Raw genomic sequence first — 19819 nt, forward strand, 5'->3', positions numbered from 1 at the left:
ACGCCCGGTGATTTCCTCTTACGAAGCCGTCGGCGCCGTCGCCGCGCCCGGCGACCTGCGCGCGCGAGGCGCTGGGCGGGCACGACAGTCCTGACGATCCGCTGACAACTGGCGGCGTTTTTCACTGAATTGTCACAACGGCCTCAAGTAAGCGGCGCGTTTGCCGTTTACCCCGGTGAATTCGTCCACCGGGCGTTCGCTTTCCCTTACCGAGTCGTTGCCATGTTCTCGTCCATCCGCGCCCGCATCCTTGCCGCGTGCGTCGCCATTGTCGTATTCGCGCTCGTCGCCACCACCCTGATCAACTACTTCATCGCACGCTCGTACAACGACGACGCGATCGACCGCAACCTGACCTCAGTCGCGAACGGCCACGTGGTCGGGATCGCCGACTGGGTCGCCACCCGGAGCCGAATGATCGCGTCGCTGCAGGATGCCGCTCTGGCGCCCGATCCGCTGCCGGTGTTCAAGCAGATGGCCGCGGCCGGCGGCTTCACGAACGTCTACGCGGGCTACGCCGACAAGACGTTCCGCTTCTCCGACCCGACCGGCATCCCGCCCGACTACGATCCGACCGGCCGCCCGTGGTACAAGCAGGCCGCGCAGGCCGGCAAGCCGGTCGTCACGCCGCCTTACGTCGACGCCGGCACCGGCAACCTGGTCGTCACGTTCGCGGTGCCGATCCTGCGCGACGGCGCGCTGAAGGGCGTCGTCGCCGCGGACGTCGCGATGGACAGCGTGATCGCGAACGTGAAGTCGATCCACCCGACACCCGCGAGCTTCGGGATGTTGATCGACAGCAGCGGCCACGTCGTCGCGCACCCGAACCCGAAGCTCACGCTGAAGCCGGTCGCCGACGTGTCGCCCGAGTTCGGCGCTACGAGCGCCGCGTCGGTCGCGGCCGCGACTGCGCCCGTCGAGGTCAGTGTCGGCGGCGATGCGAAGCTGGTGCGCGCGCGGCCAGTGCCGGGCACCGACTGGTACGCGCTGGTGCTGCTCGACAAGACCGAGGCGACGGCCGGGATGCGCTCGCTGCTGACCGCATCGCTGATCACGCTGGTCGTGATCGTCGGCGTCGCGTCGCTGATCATCGGCGCGATCACCGCGACCGCGTTCCGCCGCCTGTCGCAGGTGCGCCAGGCAATGGCCGCGATCGGCTCGGGTGCGGGCGACCTGACGCGGCGCCTGCCGGCCGACGGCCGCGACGAAGTCGCCGACATCGCGCGCTCGTTCAACAGTTTCGTCGACAAGCTGAACGACGTGATGCGCCAGATTCGCGACGCGAGCGAATCGGTGCGCACGGCTGCGAACGAAATCGCGGCGGGCAACCAGGACCTGTCGTCGCGCACCGAATCGGCGGCGGCGAGCCTCGAGGAAACGGCGGCATCGATGGAGGAAATCACGGCCACCGTCGGCCAGTCGGCGGCGGCGGCCGGCCAGGCCGACGAACGCGCGGCGGCCGCGTCGCGGATCGCGTCGCACGGCGGCGTGGTCGTGTCGGACGTCGTCGCGACGATGGGGAAGATCGAGGAAGCGTCGGGCCGGATCGGCGACATCATCGGCGTGATCGACGGGATCGCGTTCCAGACCAACATCCTCGCGCTGAATGCGGCCGTCGAAGCGGCGCGCGCGGGCGAGCAGGGCCGCGGCTTCGCGGTCGTCGCGCAGGAAGTGCGCAGCCTCGCGCAACGCAGCGCACAGGCCGCGCGCGAAGTGAAGGTGCTGGTCGAATCGACGGTCGCGAGCGTGTCGGCCGGGTCCGGGCAGGTGCGCCAGGCCGGCGACACGATGCGCGAGATCGTGTCCAACGTGTCGAACGTGACGACGATCATTTCGGAGATCACGCACGCGGCGAACGAGCAGACGCGCGGCATCCAGGAAGTGAATCGCGCGGTCACGCAGCTCGACGAAATGGTGCAGCAGAACGCGGCGCTCGTCGAACAGTCGACGGCGGCGGCAACCGCGCTGCAGTCGCAGGCGAACGCACTGGCGACGACGGTCGGGCAGTTCAAGGTTTCGTGACGCGGCCCGCCGGATGCGCGGCCACGCCGCTCAGGAGCAGCCTCGGTCGCGCATCAACGAGAGCCGGTTGTAGAGCGTCTTCAGGCTGATCCCGAGCGCTTTCGCCGCGCGCGGCTTGTTGCCGTCGAAATGAAGCAGCGTCGCCGCGATGAAGCGCTGCTGCGCATGATGCAGCGTCGCGCCGAGCGGCAGCGCCATCGCGTTCTCCGACGTGCGGTCCGGCGGCATCGGCTGCTTCGGCAGCGCGACGTCGATGCCGTCGTCCGCCAGGATGTACGCGCGCTCGATCGTGTTGTGCAGCTCGCGCACGTTGCCGGGCCACGAATACGCGCGCAGCGCCGCGATCGCCGCGTCGGTCAGCCGCTTGTGCAAGCGGTGCCGCGCGTTCAGCGTATCGACGAATTCCCGCGCGATCGCCTCGATGTCGCCGTCGCGCTGGCGCAGCGGCGGCACGTATAGCGCGAACGCGGCGAGGCGGTAGAACAGGTCCTCGCGCAGCCGGCCGTCGCGCACGGCGTCGGCCGGATTGTGGCGGGTGGCCGATACGATGCGCACGTCGAGCGGGATCGGCTCGGTGCCGCCCACCCGCACGATCGCGTTCGATTCGATGGCCCTCAGCAGCTTCACCTGCAGCGCGGCGGGCATTTCCGCGATCTCGTCGAGCAGCAGCGTGCCGCCGCGCGCGGCTTCGAAAAAACCTTCCCGCTGCGCGATCGCGCCGGTGAAACTGCCTTTCTCGTGCCCGAACAGCTGCGACTCGGCGATATCGGGCGGAATCGCGCCGCAGTTTACGGGCACGAACGGGCCGTCCCGCCGCGCACTGAGATCGTGCAGCCTGCGCGCGACGATATCCTTGCCGACCCCGCTTTCGCCGGCAATCATCACGCTGGCGCGGGTCGGTGCGATTTTCTCGATGCGGCCGAGCAGCGTGCGCATCGCGGAAGACCGGCCGGACAGCCGGCGACCGTCTGCGCGCTGCTTCAGCCGGTTTGCGGTTTCACCCATCTGCGTCGGCGGGCCGTTTTGAAAATCGGCATCGCGCGTTCCGTTCATTGCAATATTTATCATGGACAGCGAAACGGCCGCGAAGGTGCCGCTGAATAGGAATTTCCAATGTGCGCGGCGCGGGCGGAAGGAATCGTCCATCGGTCTTTCCGCGAGTAGGGAGCGATTGCGCCATCCAGGGTCGCACCGCTGCTTTTTTACAGAAACCCGATGAAAAAGCCGGTTGCGATCGTATTCAGCCCGGGCCCACCGCGACATCGATCGGTGCCGGACCGGCCGCGGCCGAACAGGCAGCCGGCACGACACCCCGTCCGCTCATCCTCTGTCCGAACACCATTCCCGGCCCGCATCGGGCATGTCGCTTGCTGACATCACCATGCTCGCCCGGCACGCTCGACCGCATGCCGGATGGCCGACAAGCGGCACGATGCCGCGCGACGGAAGCCGGCGCGATGCAAGGATGCAATGAGGACCCCGATCCGTGAGGTGCTACGGCAGGGTGCATGGGTCGTGCTGGCCGTCGGGCTGGCGTCCGCGCTGCAGGCGTGGGCGATTCGCGTCGTCGGCGAGCACGCGCCACTTGCGCTGCTGCCTTTCTATGCGGCCGTTGCGGCTGCCGCGTGGCTGACGTCGTTCGGCGGCGGCCTGGTGGCGATCGCCGCGAGCGTGGCTGCGATGGGCACGCTGTGGTGGCGCGATGCGCCGCTGGCCACGTTGCTCACGCAGGCCGGCACGTTCGTCGCGATCGGCTTCGTCGAGTGCGTGCTCGTGATGGCCGTGAAGCCATTGCTCGCGAACGATCGTCTGCGCGAAATCGATGACGACGGCAGCGGCGACGCGCGTTCGCCGCACCGCGAGCCCGCACCCGCCGCGCGCGCGCCTGACCGCGCGCCTGACGACGGCCAGCTGCGCCGTGTGGTCGACGCGTCGCCCGATGCGATCGTCGGGGTCGACGCCGCGCGGCGGATCACGAGCTGGAATCCGGCCGCGTGGCGGATCTTCGGGATCGACGCGGGGCAGGCAACCGGGCGCGACATCGTTTCGATGATCGCGCCGCGCTGGTTGCGGCTGCATCCGGTACCCGCATCGTTCGCGAACCTGCATGCGCCGGTCGGGCCGCTCGACGTGCTGTGCGTGCGTCGCGACGGCGGCCGCTTTCGTGCGACCTTTGCCGCGTCGCCGATCGTCGACGTGCAGGGCAACTGCATGGGCCTGTCGATGACGCTGCGCGAAGCGCGCGAACGCCGCCGCGGCGAGCAGCGCGACCTGCGTTCGCTGCGCGGCGCGCGCGACGCGCGTGCGCAGGCCGACTCGTCGAACCGGCTGAAGGACGAGTTGCTGGCTACGGTGTCGCACGAACTGCGCACGCCGGTGAACGTGATCTACGGCTGGGTCGAGGTGCTGCGCAACGTCGACGGGCCGGGCTTCGCGGAACAGGCGATCGACGCGATCGATCGCAGCGCGCGATCGCTGTCGCACATGGTCGGCGACCTGATCGACGCGTCGTCGCTCGCGACAGGCCGGCTGCGCCTCGAACACGTGCCGGTCGATCTCGTGCGGATCGTGCGCGACGCCGTGCGCGAACTCGACGCGACGGCACAGGCGAACGGGCTCGTGCTGTCGACCGAGTATTCGATGCCGACCTGCGTGATTCCGGCGGACGGTGAGCGCGTGCGCCAGATTCTGTCGAACCTGCTGTCCAACGCGATCAAGTTCACGCCGCCGGGCGGACGCATCACCGTGTCGCTGACGCGCGCGGGCGAGCGCGTGCGGCTGTCGGTCGCCGATACGGGGCAAGGCATTGCGGCGGAATACCTGCCGCACCTGTTCGAGACGTTCAACCGGCCGGAAGGCGCGTTCGCGACACCGAAACGCGGCCTCGGGCTCGGCCTGTCGATCGTGCGCGACATCGCGCAACTGCACGGCGGCGACGTCGTCGCAACGAGTGCGGGCGCCGGACGCGGGACGACCGTGACGGTCACGCTGCCGGCCGGCTGGGACGCCGACGATCCGGCCGGACAACCGGCTCGCGCGACGGGCGGGCCGGCTGCAGTCGTGCTCGACGGCCGGCGCGTGCTCGTCGTCGACGACGACGCGACGTCGCGCGCCAGCCTCGCCGCGGCACTCGAAACGCTGGGCGCGCAGGTATCGACCGCGCAGTCGGGGCACGATGCACTCGACGCGGTGGAACGGCATCCGCCGAGCGTCGTGCTGTCGGATCTCGCGATGCCCGACGGCGACGGCTTCTGGCTGCTCGATCACATTCGGCATTTGCCGGGCGGCGGCGGACACGTGCCGGTCGTCGCGGTTACCGCGCACGCCGGCACGGCCGACCGCCGCCGCGTGCTGGCCGCCGGCTTCGATGCGTATCTGTGCAAGCCGGTCGACATGCCGACGCTGGCGAGCGTGATCGTCGACATCGCACTGGACGATTCGCACGGCTGGAAAGCGCACGATCGGTAGCAGCGGACATAGCGGGTACGTGGAGCAACGGCGCATGGACCGATTCCTTTACTTCGGTCGAGCGTCCCGAGTGACGGAAAACCGTGCGGCGGGCCCGCTCCGTCTCGCATACGGAGGTCCCCGGATGAAAACGAATCGGATGAACCGGGACGAACGCCGGCCGGCGGCATGCGCGCTGGCAGCCACCGCCGGCGCACTGGCGTTCGCGCTCGCGCATGCGCAGGCGCCGCCTGCTTCGTCGGTGCAGGTCGCGCCGGGCGTCGTCAACCCCGGCCCGACCGCCGACGAGGCCGCCATGACGCAGCGGCCGACCGGCATCGATGCCGAGTTCGTCGACAAGGCCGCGATGCTCGGCAAGGTCGAACGACAGGCCAGCCAGCTCGCGCTCGACCGCTCGTCGAACCCGGACGTGAAGGCATTCGCGCGACGGATCGTCGACGATCACGCGCGCATCGCCGGCGAGTTGCGGCAGCTTGGCGCGCAAAAGGGCGTACCGGTCCAGACGCGGATGCTTGTCGATCCTGCGGTGACGGCATTGCGAACGAAGGATGGCCACGCGTTCGATACGGCCTATGTCGCGCTGGCGGGCCCGAGCGCGCACGAGGCGGCGATCCGGCTCTACGAAGCCGAGGCGCGAAACGGCCGCGACCCGCAACTTCGCGCATTTGCGGCCCGCGCACTGCCGGCGCTGAGAGCGCATCTGGCCGCCGCACGGCAGCTCGCGCAGACGGTTGCGGCCGCGCACTGAATCGCGTTGCAGCCGACCGATTTCAACGCTTGCGCCGGCCGTCGTCTTCGGGGCCGCCCGGCGACGCCTCGTACGGCGGCGAGTCGAGCGCCGTTTCGCCTTCCTCGATCAGCCAGTACGGCGAACTGCCGTAGTACGCATGCAGTGCCTCGGCCCAGTTCGGGTCGGCCATTGCCGGCCAGCGGTCGTGGTCGAAGCCGGGCGCCTCGCGCACGCGCTCGGTGGCAACTGGCAGCACGAAGCACTTGCGCTCGACGTCGAGCATGAGCACGTTCCACGGCACCGCGAGCAGCTTGTCGCCGCTCCCGCGTACGCCGCGCGACGCGACGACCGCATATGCGATCCGGCCGGACCGCACGTCGAGCATGATGTCGGTGATCTTGCCGATGTCGTCGCCATCCGCCGTCAGCACGCGATCGCCTTCGAGCGTGCGGGCGGCCATCACGTCGGGCCCCGGGCCGCCTGAGGCCGTGCGGCGGCCGGCGCCGACAATGCGCGCGGCGTCGCGCGACGGTCTGTCGGTTGTCATCGAAAACCTCCTGGTCGAAACGGCAACCCGGCGCACGCGCGAAACGCGTGCGTGTGCGCATCGCACCCGGGCAGCGGGCCGTGCGGAACGCGGGAGCGCGATGTCATCGCCGACGCGGCAGCGACACGTCCTCGAGCGTATTGGCGAGCTCGTCGCGCTCCGGGCCGCCCGCGCGCGTCGCGATGTCGCCGAGCGACACGATGCCGACGAGCCGCAGGCTGCTGTCGAGTACCGGCATTCGATGCAACTGCACGTCGGCCATCCGCTGCTGGACGTCCCCGACGCCGTCGTCCTCGACGCACCACTGAACGGGTGCTGATGCGACCGCCTGCACGGGCGTATCGGACGAATGGCCATGCGACAGCGCCCGCACCGCGAGGTCGCGGTCGGTGACGATCGCGACGAGTTCGGTGCCGTCGCAAACCGGCAGCACGCCGATATCGAAGCGCCGCATCAATTCGGCCGCATGGCGAATCGTGTCGGTCGGCGCGACGCACACCACGTCGCGCGACATGATCTCGTTGACGCGATACATGAAGCCTCCTTCGTGAGCGAGTCGATTCCTGAGCAGATGCCGTGCCGCGCGCGCTTCGCGCACGCCGGCCCTCGTCGGCCGGGCGACGGAGAAATTTGCCAGCCCGGTTGTACATCTTCCACGTCGGCAATAGCGAGCGGGCGGCAAGAGAGGTCAGTGGCCGATGCCGGTCATCGCGACGATCGCGAGCACCACGGCGCTTTCGATCGCCGCCAGCGTCGCGACGCCGGCGGCACCGCGGATTTCACGCCATCGGCGTTCAAGGATTTTCATCAGATTGCTCCGGTTTTCGCCGGCCCGCCGATGCGCCGCAGCGCACCGCGAGCCGGGTGCCGCCGTCAGCCGTGATCGCGGGGCGGGGAAGGGACGTGCGGCGCGCGACGTTTGTGCTCGCCGGACGGCTTGACGGGGTCGATACGCGTCGCACCGCCGACGGCGGGCGGGTCGCTGGCCGGGAACGTCTCCTCGAGCCCTTCGTCGATGCGCTCCTCCGTCTTCTTGTCTTCAGACGGCGGGCGGGACGTGGCGAGCCGGAGCAGGCCGGCAGCCGGTGACACGGCGTCGCGGCGGCCGGGGGCGTGAACGTTCATGGTCGAACCTCCTTGGTCATCGATGCAGGCGCAAGCGCCGTGCCTGCGCGGCATCGGCGGCACGGTGCTTGCACGCCGGGGAAGCCGGCCGGTGCATCGGGCATGACCCGCGCGCCGTCGGCGTGGACGAGAGGACATCGTGATGAATGCAATCAAGGAAAGGATACGTTACGACGCGAACGTATGCGGCGGCGATTTCGGCCACGTGCGCGAGCGGTTCGACGCGTGGAAGCGCGAATCGCTGGTCTATCGGCCCGAACGGCGCATGTTCGACGGCAAGGACGAGGTGCGCGAGCTGAACGACGTCGTCTACGGCGGTCCCGAACGCGCGCAGCAGGCGCTCGTCGCGCAATGCTCGCCGTCAGATCCGTTCGCGCTCGCGGTGCGGCTGGTCGCGGAAGGGCGCACGATGTGGCTGGTGATGGCGGCCTACGACGACTGACCGCGCGGCAGCCTCCGACGGATCATGCAACGTGCACGGTGCGGAAGCGGGTACGCCGCTTGCGCACGGCCGCAGCGCCATCGAGATGCGCGCCGTCGCGCCCGAGTGACATGAAGACGCCATACATGCTGCACCGCCCCGAACCGACACCCGACGTCGGCCCCGATCCGTCGCCGCCCGGGCACGACGATCCCGTCGATCCGCCCGTGCCCGACGGGCTGCCGCACGGCGATCCGCCGTCGCACCCGCCGCCGATGCGGATGCCGGGCGGGCGCGGTGTGCCGCAACCGGCCGCACGACCACTGAAAGGAGGACCATCATGGACATTCACGTGCAATCGCCAGACAAGCGCGCGATCGCTCAGGTGCTGGGCCGCTATTTCGAATCGCGCTCGTTGCGTTATCACATCGAGGAGTTGCCGGGCGGCGTGCTGCATATCGGCTTTCGCGCCAGCGGCCACCCGGTCGCCGTCACCGTATCGTTCGACGATGCCGCGTACGACACCTATACGCACTGGGACGCCAGCCAGAAGCAGCTCGCGCTCGGGCGGCTCGCGGACGGCTTCTCGCGAATGATGTCGACGCGCAGCCCGGCCGCGCTGGCCGGCGACTATCACGTCGAGCGTTTCTGATCCCGCAACGCTTCGCCCATCCACTCCGGAACGAGGCAAAGTGCCCGCGCGCAGCGGGCGCTTTGCGTCTGCGCGTGCGTCGCGTAGGATGTCCGTTAATTCAGCGCACGCTACGTTCGCACCGCAGGCTGCCAGCCGCTGCAGCCGAAGAGGTTGCGATGCGCTTTCCCTCAGGTTCGTTTCGCGCAACCGACGGAGACCACCTTGATGACTGTCGCTCGCTCGTTGCTGTCACCCGGCGCACGCCGGTTCGTATCCGGCCTGTCGGCATGCGCGGCGCTCGCCGCGGCCGGCGCCCGCGACGCGTCGGCCCAGACACCTTCGCCGCTCGGCGAGTGGCAATATTCGGCGGGTGTGCCGCTCGAGAAACTGTTCGATCCGACCATCTCGACCTGGCAGGTCAGCGTTGGCGCCGCGATGACGCTGCAGCCGCGTTATGCGGGCTCCGACCGCTATCGCGTGATGGGCGGCCCGAATCTCGACATCCGCTATCGCGACCTGTTCTTCCTGTCGACCGGCGAGGGCCTGGGCGCGAACGTGCTGCGCGGGCCGAACTGGCGCGTGAGCCTGTCGGTCGGTTATGACCTCGGGCGCCGCTCGGCCGACGATCTTGGCCACCTGAACGGCCTCGACAACATCAACGCGGCGCCCGTGATGAAGCTGTCGGCCGATTACGTGATCTCGAAGGAATTCCCGCTCGTGCTGCGCGCGGATGTCCGGCGCAGCATCGGCGGCTCGAACGGCTGGACCGGCGATTTCTCCGCGTACATGCCGATGCCGGGCAGCAACGAAAACTTCTTCTGGTTCGCGGGGCCGACCGTATCGTTCGCCGACTCGCGCTACATGAACAGCTGGTTCGGCGTGAGTCAGGGCGCCGCCGCGCGCTCGGGGCTGCCGGCCTATTCGTCTGGCGCGGGGATCAAGTCGGCCGGCGTGGGCGTGACGATGGTCTGGTTCGTGAACAAGCACTGGTTCGTGACGATGGACGGCGCGATCGAGCAGCTCGTCGGCCGTGCGGCGCGCAGCCCGATCACGCAACAGTCGACCAACGGCGTGTTCGACATGTCGGTGAATTACCAGTTCTGACCGGGGCCGGGTGGCGGAAGGCCGATGCGGCATGCGGTAATTCCCGTCACATTTGATATGATTCCGACCTGTACAAACGTACAGTGATCGATTCCCGTGACGCCCGCTTCGCCGACGCCCCCGGCGTTTTACTACCTGACCAATTTCGAACGCGCGCTGGCCTGGCTCGGCGAGCGTTACGACGACCTGCTCGACCATCAGGAGCGGGCGTTCGTTCGCGATTTCGCGTCGCTGCCGCAGGCGTCGCGCGCGCTGCTCGTGCGCATGCTGATGCGCAACGGGTCCGACTTCCGCGCAAGCAAGCTCGCGTACGACGAAATCGGCTGCACGCTCGACGCGGCCGCGCCGCTCGCCGAGCTCGGCTGGGTCGATCCGGCGCCCGCGCTGACGCTCGACGAGTTGTTCGCGCTGTCGACCAAGGCCGAGTTGCTGCGCATCTTCCCGTCGCTCGCCGCGCATGCGGGCGAGCGCAAGCCCGAGTGGCTCGAACGGCTGCGGCCCGCGCACGGCGCCGCGCAGCCGCTCGACGCGTGGTGCACGCAGGCCGGCGACCGTGTGCTGCGCGTGACGGTCGGCACGCTGTGCGACCGGCTGCGCCTGATGTTCTTCGGCAATCTCCATCAGGACTGGAGCGAATTCGTGCTCGCCGACCTCGGCGTGTTCCAGTACGAAAGCGTGCCGATCGCGCCGTCGTCGCGCGCGTTCCAGCAGCGCGGCGACGTCGACGCGTATCTCGCGCTGCAGATGTGCCGCGACGCGCTCGACGCGTGGCCCGACGATCTGCCGTTCGACGACTTGCTGCGCGCGATCGACGCGGTGGGCTGTGCGCAGCCTTGGCTCGCGACGCGTCGCGCTAAGCTGCTGTTCGCGCTCGGGCAGACCTGCGAGCGCTGCGCCGACTGGGCCGCCGCGCTCGACGCTTACACGCGCAGCGCATGGCCCGGCAGCCGCCATCGGCGCATCCGCGTGCTCGAGCGCTGCGGACGCGATGACGACGCGCTCGCGCTGGCGCTCGACGCGCGCAGCAGTTTCGAGAGCGACGAGGAGCGCCAGCGCGTCGAGCGCATGCTGCCGCGCCTGCAGCGCCGCGTCGGCCAGCGCGTCGAACGCGCGGCCGCCGCGCCGGACGTGCCGCGCGAGACGCTCGTGCTGGCGCGTCCCGATGCGTTCGTCAGCGTCGAATTCGCGGTGCGCGACCATCTCGCGCAACCGGCGTCGCCGGTTCATTACGTCGAAAACACGCTGATCAATTCGCTGTTCGGGCTGTTGTGCTGGGAGCCCGTGTTCGCGGCGGTGCCCGGCGCATTCTTCCACCCGTTCCAGCGCGGCCCGGCCGACCTGCACGCACCCGATTTCGCCGCGCGCCGCGCGGACGCGTTCGCCGCCTGTTTCGCGCAGCTCGATTCGGGCGCGTATCGCGACACGATCCTCCGGCATTACGCAACGAAGGCGGGGCTGCAGTCGCCATTCGTGTTCTGGGGCGTGCTGACTGACGAACTGCTCGACGAGGCGCTCGCGTGCCTGCCGCCCGAGCACCTGAGACTGTGGTTCGCGCGCTTGCTCGCGGATATCCGCAGCAACCGCTCGGGGCTGCCCGATCTCGTCCGCTTCTGGCCCGGCGAGCGCCGCTACGAGCTGATCGAGGTGAAGGGCCCCGGAGACCGGCTGCAGGACAACCAGACGCGCTGGCTCGCGTATTGCGTCGCACATGGCATTCCGGTGCGCGTCGTCGATGTCGAGTGGGCCGACGCCAATGTCGCCCACGCCGAAGCCGCGAGGATGTCCGCGTGAGCTACGTCGTCGCGGTGCGGGCAATGTGCGAGTTCACCGCGCGGCGCGGCGATCTCGACCTGCGCTTCACGCCCGCGCCGACCGCGCTAGAAGGGATCGCCGGCCATGGCGCGGTCACGTCGAACCGCGGTGCGCGCTACGAAACCGAGATCGCGCTGACGGGCACGTGGGGCACGCTCACCGTGCGCGGTCGCGCGGACGGCTACGATCCCGTGGCGAACCGTCTCGAGGAAATCAAGACCTATCGCGGCAGCCTCGACGCGATGCCGGCGAACCACCGCTCGTTGCACTGGGCGCAGGCAAAGGTCTATGCGCACCTGATGTGCGACGCGCGCGGCCTCGCGGAAATCGACGTCGCGCTCGTGTATTTCGACATCGTGTCCGAGCGCGAGACCGTGCTGACGGAAACGCTGGACGCGGGCACGCTCGCGTCGTTCTTTGCCGAGCAGTGCGCATGTTTCGTCGGCTGGGCCGAGCGCGAGACGGCCCATCGCGCGGCGCGCAATGCGGCGCTGCGCGCGCTCGCGTTTCCGCACGGGCAGTTCCGCAGCGGCCAGCGCGAGCTGGCGGTCGCCGTCTATCGCGCAGCGCGCGACGAGCGCTGCCTGATGGCGCAGGCGCCGACCGGCATCGGCAAGACGCTCGGCACCGTGTTCCCGCTGCTGAAGGCGTGCGGCGAGGGCGAACTCGACCATGTGTTCTTCCTCACCGCGAAAACGCCCGGACGCGCGCTCGCGCTCGAAGCGGCGACGACGCTCGGCGCCGGCACGCCTGCGCTACCGCTGCGCGTGCTGGAGCTGGTTGCCCGCGACAAGGCGTGCGAGCATCCGGACAAAGCGTGCCACGGCGAATCGTGCCCGCTCGCGCAAGGTTTCTACGACCGGCTGCCGGCCGCGCGCGACGCAGCGATCGGCGCCGGGCTGCTCGATCGCGATACCGTGCGCGCGGCCGCGCTCGCGCACGACGTCTGCCCGTACTACCTCGCGCAGGAGCTCGCGCGCTGGTCGGACATGATGATCGGCGACTACAACTACTACTACGACGGCAGCGCGATGCTGCACACGCTCGCGCAGCAGAACCAGTGGCGCGTCGGCGTGCTCGTCGACGAAGCACACAACCTGCTCGACCGCGCGCGCAAGATGTACAGCGCGTCGCTCGATCCGTTCGCGTTCGCGGCCGCGCGCGAAGCCGCGCCCGCGGCGCTGCGCAAGGCGTTCGACCGGCTCGCCCGCGCATGGGGCGCGGTCAATCGCGCACAGGCCGAACGCTATGCGGCATATCCGGACATTCCGGGCCCGATCGTGTCGGCCGTGCAGAACCTCGTCGCGGCGATCGGCGAGCACCTGACCGACGCGCCGCGCGCGAACGGCGACGCGCTGCTGCGCTTTCATTTCGAGGCGATCCAGTTCGGCGTGCTCGCCGAAGCCTTCGACAGCGCATCGATCTTCGACGCGACGCTGCTCGGCGTACCGATGCCGCGCCAGCCGACGCTCGACGGTGTCGCGTCGGCCGGCCGCCGGCGCCGCGTTCAGTCGACGCTGTGCGTGCGCAACGTGATCCCGGCCGGTTTTCTCGCGCCGCGCTACGAAGCCGCGCGCGCGACCGTGCTGTTCTCGGGCACGCTGAGTCCGTTCCATTTCTACCGCGACACGCTCGGGCTGCCCGGCGATACGGGCTGGCTCGACGTCGACGGGCCGTTCCGTGCCGAGCAACTGACGGTGCGCGTCGCGAGCCACGTATCGACGCGCTGGCGCGACCGCGACCGTTCGCTCGAACCGATCGCCGACCTGATCGCCGCGCAATACGCGTCCAGGCCCGGCAACTACCTCGGTTTCCTGAGCAGCTTCGACTACCTGGGACGCGTGGTCGCGCTGATGCAGACGCGCCACCCGAACGTGCCGGTGTGGGCGCAGGCGCCCGGCATGGCCGAAAGCGAACGCGATGCGTTTCTCGCGCGCTTCGCCGCGGGCGGGCGCGGCGTCGGCTTCGCGGTGCTGGGCGGCGCGTTCTCGGAAGGCGTGGACCTGGTCGGCGAACGGCTGATCGGCGCCTTCATCGCGACGCTCGGGTTGCCGCAGGTCAACGATGTCAACGAGCAGATGCGGCGCGCGATGGATGCGCGCTTCGGCAACGGCTACGACTACATGTACCTGTATCCGGGCTTGCAGAAGGTCGTGCAGGCGGCCGGGCGCGTGATCCGCACCGAGCACGACGAAGGCGTCGTGCATCTGATCGACGATCGTTATCGGCGGCGGGAAGTGCGCGATCTGCTGCCGCGGTGGTGGCGGATCGGGTGAAGGGGAACAGGCCCGGCCGGCGGACTGCCGGTTGCGGCGCCGCGATGTTATCCGTCGCGTAGCGGTGTAGCAGGCGTAGCCTTGGGCCCGGGGGCTCTACAGCACGTTCAGCATCGCGAGCGCGGCTTCCTGCAGGTGCGGCAGCACGCGCCGCACGGCGGCGTCGGTCGTCTCCGTGCCGATCGGCATGTTCGTGCTCAGCGCGGCGACGACTTCGCCGTGACGATTCTTCAGCGGCACCGCGATCCCGCGCACGCCGACCTGCAATTGCTGTTCGATCGCAGCGAAACCGGCGTCGCGCGCGTGGTCGACCTGTTCGAGCAGGCGCGCTTTGTTGGTGATCGTGTGCGGCGTGAACGGCGGCAGTTCGGTGTCGTCGAGCCACGCGCGCACGGCCTCGCGATCCGGATGATGCGCGAGCAGCACGACGCCCGGCGACGTCAGCGGCGCCGGCACGCGCGCGCCGAGCACGAAGCCGGTCGTCATCACGCGCGACACGCCGTTGCGCGCGATGAACACGAGTTCCCAGCCGTCAAGCACGCTCACGTAAGCCGATTCGTTCAGCGACGCACTCAGTTGCTGCAGATAAGGCTGGACCGTGCGCGGCAGCCGCGCCGAATCGAAGTACGACCAGCCGACCCGCAGCACGCGCGGCGTCAGGCCGTAAAGCTTGCCGTCGGTGTACACGTAGCCGAGCGATTCGAGCGTCAGCAGGTAGCGCCGCGCGGCCGTGCGCGTGAGGCCGGTACGCGCGGCAGCCTGCGTGGGCGTCATGCGCGCGTGCTGGCTGTCGAATGCCTCCAGGATCATCAGGCCTTTTTCGAGGCCGGCAATCCAGTCGCGTCGGTCGAGTTCGGGCTTTTTCATCGTCAGGAAGCGGTGCCGTCATGCGCGGTGATCGCGCGGGAGTGGGCGATTATCGCGCAGATCGAACAGGCTGCGGGCAAGCAACCGGTCGCGCGGGTTCGAGCTTGCATGATTCGGCGCAGGATTCTCGGCCCGAGCGCGGGGCAGTGAACGTCGACAACAATCGAATCATGTGCCTACGCCATGGCGCCCGCGCTCGAGGCATTGCACGCGCACAGGTGGCGCCGGCCACGCGGGATGCGTGGGCGCTGGCCGTCAAGGAGACCATCTGGACGCGGTTGATCGCGCCGACCGGCCCCGGTCATCCGCAGCCTGGATAGAATCGCTGGTCCGACTGGAACAGAAAATGAAAATTCGCGAATCCGCTTTGGTCGTGCTCGTCGCGGCCTTGCCGCTGCTTGCCACGGCGAATCCTTCGACTGACGCGACACTAACGAAGCCAACCGTCGACGTGCGTGCATGGCCGCGCATGACGTCGCCGAAATTCGGCTGTTACGTCGAAACGACCTTCGACTACCGCGACAAGCGCTTCAACTGCGCGCTGAAGAAGTACCGGAACACCGGCGACGCATGCAAGAACACGACCGCGTACTACGAAGGCCCCGCATTCCCCGACCGGCTCGCGGCCCGCGTGCATCCGCTCGCGATGAAAGTCGAGCTCGACTGGGAGCATGGCGACCTGCAGATGGTCACCGTCACGCTGAAGGGAACGTGGAACGAAGCGGACGTGCGCAAGGCGTTCGGGTTGCCGCGCGCGGAGGGGCGCAAGCTGACCGAAGCGGAGTTGCGCAAGCAGCCGGACAACCTGATGGGCACGAGCATCCAGTATCCGTCTAGCCCGACCGACGACAGCATCGGCAGGCGGCCGAGCGATCCCGCCCACGGGACGACCGCCGTAATGCTTTACGGCTTCGACCACATGGGAGCGGGCGACGTCGAGTGCGGGGAGGGAGAGTAACGCCTGGAAGCGAAGCGGCGATCCTTCACGGCGCGCCGGTTGCCGGGCAGTCTGCTGACGCCGGCCTAGAAAGGAGGGGAGACGGATGCGGCGCCGACTTCACGCGAGCCGCACCCGCCGGAGCGGCATTACTCGCTGCTCGTCCACTCGACGTTCGCGCCGACCGAGCGCAGGTTCTCGACGAAATGCGGATGCGCGCGGCGGATCGGCAGCGCGTTCATGATTTCCGAGCGGCCTTCGATGCTCGCGGCCACCATCAGCAGCGCGATCGCGACGCGGATGATGTACGGGCTCTCGACGCGCGCCGGCGTCAGTTGCAGACCGCCGAACGTGATCAGCCGGTGCGGATCGGACAGCAGCACGTGCGCGCCGAACTTCGACAGTTCGCCGGACCAGCCGAGCGCACCGTCATAGACCTTGTTCCAGAACATCGCGCTGCCTTCCGCGCGCACGCCGAGCGCGATGAAGATCGGCAGCAGGTCGACCGGCAGGTACGGCCATGGCGCGGCTTCGACCTTGGTCAGGATGTTCTGCGTGAACGGCCGGCGCACGCGCAGCGGGCCGTCGCGTTCCGCGCGCGACCAGCCGTCGCGGTGCGTGACGTTGACGCCGAACTTCGCGAACGTGCGGTCGATCAGCGGGAAATGCTCGGGCGACGAGTTGCGCACCGTGATGTCGCCGCCCGTGATCGCGCCGAGCGCGAGGAACGTCGCGATCTCGTGGAAATCCTCGGCGAAGCGGAACTCGCCGCCGCCGAGCTTGCGGCCGCCCGTCACGCAGAGCCGCGACGTGCCGATGCCTTCGATCGCGACGCCGATCATCGCGAGGAACTGGCAGAACTCCTGCACGTGCGGTTCGGACGCCGCGTTCATCAGCGTCGACGTGCCGTTCGCGGTCGTCGCGCACAGCGCGAAGTTCTCGGTGGTCGTCACCGACGCGTAGTCGAGCCAGTGATCGTTGGCCGTCAGCGGGCCGTCGGTGCGGACGATCAGCGAATCGGGCGTGCGTTCGATGTGCGCGCCGAAGCGCTCGAACACCTCGACGTGCGGATCGATCTCGCGCACGCCGAGCGTGCAGCCTTTCACGTCGTTCTCGAGGCGCGCGACACCGAAGCGCGCGAGCAGCGGCGGAATCAGCATGATCGACGAGCGCATCGCCTCGGGCAGCCGATGGACGGCCGGATCGAACTTCGTGTTGCGATGGTGGAGTTCGAGCAGGCCCGTCGTGAAGTCGACCGACACGTCGCTGCCGAGCGTGCGGAAGATGTCGAGGATCTTGCGCACGTCGGTGATGTCCGGCACGCCGACCAGGCGCAGCGGCTGATCGGTCAACAGGGTGGCGCACAGGATCGGCAGGACGGCGTTCTTGTTCGCGGACGGCTTGATGTCCCCGCGCAGCGGAGTGCCGCCGTGGACGATGAGATTCGACATGATATGGGGGCGTATCGGTGACTGACGTAGGCCCATATGATGCCATTGGTCGGCGGGCGGCGTGGAATGTTCGGAAGGGAAAAGGGGGATCGGCGTGCGTGATTGACGGTGTTTGACGTTGGGCATGAGGGGGGGGCGGCATGGCAACCATCAAATCGACGCGCAAAAAAGAAAACGGCCAGACGCAGCTCCGGGATCGGAATAGTCTGTTATCTCGTAAAATCGAGATCGGACTCCAGATTGCTGCCATTCATGTCGACACCTTCTCCCCGAGCCCCTTTATCTGAAGACATTTCTGCGAATGCTGACGGGCGGCCGTGGACGCAGGATGAACTCCGCTCGTCAGTCGATGAGTATCTCAAAATGCTCGAAAACGAGCGCGCGGGGCAGCCATACGTCAAGAAGGCGGTGTACGACAGGCTGGCCGGACAGTTCAATCGCACGGCGAAAGCGTTTGAGTACCGGATGCAGAACATTTCCTATGTGCTGGCGCTGATGGGCCGCGAATGGCTTCCCGGACTCAAGCCCGCAAAAAACGTCGGCGCGAACGGCGTGCTGATCGAGCAGTTCATCAACGAACGGGAGCAGCGCACGGCTGCTCCGACTGTGAAATTTGAACTCGACGTGCGTGACGCGCTGAAAAAGGCGCAGGTTGAGCCGCCGTCGGGCAACGCGACTCCCACCACGACCAGCGCGACTGTGACCCAAATTCGTCGTGATCCGGCGGTCAAGGCCTGGGTGCTGACGCAAGCGAACGGGACTTGCGAATGCTGTAGCGAGCCGGCCCCGTTCAAGGGTGCCGACGGGCTGCCGTACCTGGAAGTCCATCACATTCGAAAGCTGGCAGAGCGGGGCCCCGATCTCGTGTCGAATACGGTGGCCGTTTGCCCGAACTGCCACCGCGAACTGCATTACGGCGAGAGCGCCCGGCAACTCGTCGAACGCCTGTACGCACGCCTACCGCGCCTCGTTCGCGCGTAACCGACAATACTCGCCGGCCACCCGCTCACTTCGTCACTGCGCCGCGCGCATCCGCGCGGCGACCACCAGCGAGATCAGGCAGCCCACCGCGAGATAACCGGCGACGAGGTGCCACGAACCGCCGGCGAGACTGACCAAGCCGACCGCGATGAACGGCGTGAACCCGCCGCCGACGACGCTCGCGAACTGGTAGCCGACGCCCGCGCCGCTGTAGCGGTATTCGGCGCCGAACAGCTCGGTGAACAGCGGCTGCTGGACGCTCACGACCATGTCGTGCGCGGCGTTCGCGAGCAGGATCGAGAAAATCACGATCCACGCGATCGACCGCGCCTCCAGCGCGACGAAGAACGGCACCGCGGACGCGAGGCCGATCACCGCGCCGACCAGGTAGATGCGGCGCAGGCCGTAGCGGTCGGCCAGCCATGCGAAGCACGGGATCGTCACGCAGCTCACCGCGCCGACCAGCAGGCCGATGTTCAGGAACAGGTCGCGCGACATGCCGAGGTTGGTCGTCGAATAGCTGAGCGCGAACGCGGTGACGATATACATCGTGAACAGTTCGGCGAGCCGCAGCGCGACGATCAGCAGGAACGCCTTCGGATGGCGCGTCAGCGCTTCCAGCACCGGCAGGCGCAGCTTGCGGTTGCCGTGCTCGACCTTCTCGACGAACTCCTGCGATTCGTCCATGCTCTTGCGCACCCACAGGCCGATCAGCACCAGCACGATGCTGAACACGAACGGCAGGCGCCAGGCCCAGGCCTTGAACGCGGCTTCGCCGAGCGTGTGGCTCAGGATCGATACGATCCCCGTAGCCAGCACGAGCCCGACGCCGTAGCCGACCTGCACGCCGCTGCTGTAGAACGCCTTCTTTTGCTTCGGCGCGCTCTCGACGGCCATCAGCGCCGCGCCACCCCATTCGCCGCCGACCGCGAAACCCTGGATCGCGCGCATCAGCACCAGCAGCACTGGCGCCCACCAGCCGATCGACGCGAAGGTCGGCAGCAGGCCGATCGCGACCGTCGACAAGCCCATCAACATCACGGTCAGCACGAGCATCCGCTTGCGTCCGAGCCGGTCGCCGTAGTGGCCGAACACGACGCCGCCGAGCGGCCGGAACAGGAAGCCGACGCCGAAGGTCGCGAAAGCCGCGAGCGTGCCCATGGTCGGGCTGACTTTCGGGAAGAACTCGGAATTGAATACCAGTGCGGCGACGATCCCGTACAGCAGGAAGTCGTACCAATCGACGACGGCGCCGACGAAGCTGCCGATCGCGGCCTTGCGGGCCTGGCTGCGCGCGCGGGCGCCGGCAGCGGCGTCGAGGGTGGCGAAGGTTGGGGTCATGGCGGTGTCTCCTGGCACGGCGCATCGTGGAATCGTGGCGGCGCCGCGTCCGATGCTGCATTGAAGTCGATGAGTGAACGCAGAATAGGGCGCGCGCCGCACG

General features: G+C 68.5%; 18 protein-coding genes. 11 read left to right on the plus strand and 7 right to left on the minus strand.

Going from position 1 to position 19819, the window contains the following annotated elements; genetic code table 11:
• The first annotated feature begins 222 nt into the window (after nt 1-222).
• On the plus strand, nt 223-2022 hold the full coding sequence (locus OEJ37_RS20070) for a methyl-accepting chemotaxis protein (RefSeq protein WP_174418076.1): 1800 nt from the start codon (nt 223-225) through the stop codon (nt 2020-2022).
• A 30-nt stretch (nt 2023-2052) separates the two neighbouring features.
• Here the strand turns inward: OEJ37_RS20070 and OEJ37_RS20075 are convergent, their stop codons facing one another.
• Nucleotides 2053-3090: a sigma-54 interaction domain-containing protein gene (locus OEJ37_RS20075; RefSeq protein WP_263345204.1), complete on the minus strand. Its 1038-nt coding sequence runs from the start codon at nt 3088-3090 to the stop codon at nt 2053-2055.
• Between the two features lie 402 nt (nt 3091-3492).
• Between OEJ37_RS20075 and OEJ37_RS20080 the strand changes: the two genes are divergently transcribed.
• Together OEJ37_RS20080 and OEJ37_RS20085 are read left to right on the plus strand one after the other, a co-directional pair.
• On the plus strand, nt 3493-5490 hold the full coding sequence (locus OEJ37_RS20080; protein WP_263345205.1) for an ATP-binding protein: 1998 nt from the start codon (nt 3493-3495) through the stop codon (nt 5488-5490).
• Between the two features lie 124 nt (nt 5491-5614).
• Nucleotides 5615-6238, plus strand: coding sequence for a DUF4142 domain-containing protein (locus tag OEJ37_RS20085; protein WP_263345206.1), 624 nt, complete (start codon nt 5615-5617; stop codon nt 6236-6238).
• A 22-nt stretch (nt 6239-6260) separates the two neighbouring features.
• Here OEJ37_RS20085 and OEJ37_RS20090 read toward each other — a convergent pair whose 3' ends face one another.
• From OEJ37_RS20090 to OEJ37_RS20100, 3 genes are all read right to left on the minus strand, one after another.
• Complete coding sequence (locus tag OEJ37_RS20090; protein WP_263345207.1) at nt 6261-6767, minus strand: PRC-barrel domain-containing protein; 507 nt, start codon at nt 6765-6767, stop codon at nt 6261-6263.
• Nucleotides 6768-6870: 103 nt separating this feature from the next.
• Nucleotides 6871-7302, minus strand: a complete 432-nt coding sequence (locus tag OEJ37_RS20095; RefSeq protein ID WP_152857277.1) for a CBS domain-containing protein — start codon at nt 7300-7302, stop codon at nt 6871-6873.
• Nucleotides 7303-7640: 338 nt separating this feature from the next.
• Entirely contained in the window at nt 7641-7892 is a 252-nt protein-coding gene (locus OEJ37_RS20100) for a hypothetical protein (protein ID WP_152857278.1), read from the minus strand.
• A 142-nt stretch (nt 7893-8034) separates the two neighbouring features.
• Between OEJ37_RS20100 and OEJ37_RS20105 the strand changes: the two genes are divergently transcribed.
• From OEJ37_RS20105 to OEJ37_RS20125, 5 genes are all read left to right on the plus strand, one after another.
• A complete protein-coding gene (locus tag OEJ37_RS20105) occupies nt 8035-8334 on the plus strand; it encodes a hypothetical protein (protein WP_263345209.1) in 300 nt (99 codons plus the stop codon).
• Nucleotides 8335-8653: 319 nt separating this feature from the next.
• The gene (locus OEJ37_RS20110) at nt 8654-8965 is read left to right on the plus strand and encodes a hypothetical protein (protein ID WP_111018064.1); all 312 of its coding nucleotides are present in this window, start codon (nt 8654-8656) and stop codon (nt 8963-8965) included.
• A 207-nt stretch (nt 8966-9172) separates the two neighbouring features.
• Nucleotides 9173-10051 carry a MipA/OmpV family protein gene (locus OEJ37_RS20115; RefSeq protein WP_174418083.1) on the plus strand — a complete coding sequence of 293 codons (879 nt, stop codon included), beginning with the start codon at nt 9173-9175 and terminating at the stop codon, nt 10049-10051.
• A gap of 96 nt (nt 10052-10147) precedes the next feature.
• Entirely contained in the window at nt 10148-11842 is a 1695-nt protein-coding gene (locus OEJ37_RS20120) for a VRR-NUC domain-containing protein (protein WP_263345210.1), read from the plus strand.
• Nucleotides 11839-14139 carry an ATP-dependent DNA helicase gene (locus OEJ37_RS20125; protein ID WP_263345211.1) on the plus strand — a complete coding sequence of 767 codons (2301 nt, stop codon included), beginning with the start codon at nt 11839-11841 and terminating at the stop codon, nt 14137-14139. Before OEJ37_RS20120 ends, OEJ37_RS20125 begins: the two co-directional genes overlap by 4 nt.
• 96 nt (nt 14140-14235) lie before the next feature.
• Here the strand turns inward: OEJ37_RS20125 and OEJ37_RS20130 are convergent, their stop codons facing one another.
• On the minus strand, nt 14236-15006 hold the full coding sequence (locus OEJ37_RS20130) for an IclR family transcriptional regulator C-terminal domain-containing protein (RefSeq protein ID WP_072436791.1): 771 nt from the start codon (nt 15004-15006) through the stop codon (nt 14236-14238).
• 346 nt (nt 15007-15352) lie between these two features.
• Here OEJ37_RS20130 and OEJ37_RS20135 point away from each other — a divergent pair, with 346 nt between their 5' ends.
• A complete protein-coding gene (locus OEJ37_RS20135; protein ID WP_263345212.1) occupies nt 15353-15964 on the plus strand; it encodes a hypothetical protein in 612 nt (203 codons plus the stop codon).
• Between the two features lie 128 nt (nt 15965-16092).
• Here the strand turns inward: OEJ37_RS20135 and OEJ37_RS20140 are convergent, their stop codons facing one another.
• Nucleotides 16093-17394: a UDP-N-acetylglucosamine 1-carboxyvinyltransferase gene (locus OEJ37_RS20140; RefSeq protein ID WP_152857285.1), complete on the minus strand. Its 1302-nt coding sequence runs from the start codon at nt 17392-17394 to the stop codon at nt 16093-16095.
• A 140-nt stretch (nt 17395-17534) separates the two neighbouring features.
• Here OEJ37_RS20140 and OEJ37_RS20145 point away from each other — a divergent pair, with 140 nt between their 5' ends.
• Together OEJ37_RS20145 and OEJ37_RS20150 are read left to right on the plus strand one after the other, a co-directional pair.
• Entirely contained in the window at nt 17535-17681 is a 147-nt protein-coding gene (locus OEJ37_RS20145) for a hypothetical protein (protein WP_263345213.1), read from the plus strand.
• A gap of 76 nt (nt 17682-17757) precedes the next feature.
• Entirely contained in the window at nt 17758-18375 is a 618-nt protein-coding gene (locus OEJ37_RS20150; RefSeq protein ID WP_244130666.1) for an HNH endonuclease, read from the plus strand.
• Between the two features lie 33 nt (nt 18376-18408).
• On the opposite strand, the gene shiA is transcribed toward OEJ37_RS20150, so the two are convergent.
• A complete protein-coding gene (shiA, locus tag OEJ37_RS20155) occupies nt 18409-19716 on the minus strand; it encodes a shikimate transporter (RefSeq protein ID WP_263345214.1) in 1308 nt (435 codons plus the stop codon).
• Nucleotides 19717-19819: the final 103 nt, after the last annotated feature.

Source organism: Burkholderia sp. BKH01, from assembly GCF_025685725.1.
In the GTDB taxonomy this organism is placed as follows: domain Bacteria; phylum Pseudomonadota; class Gammaproteobacteria; order Burkholderiales; family Burkholderiaceae; genus Burkholderia; species Burkholderia pyrrocinia_C.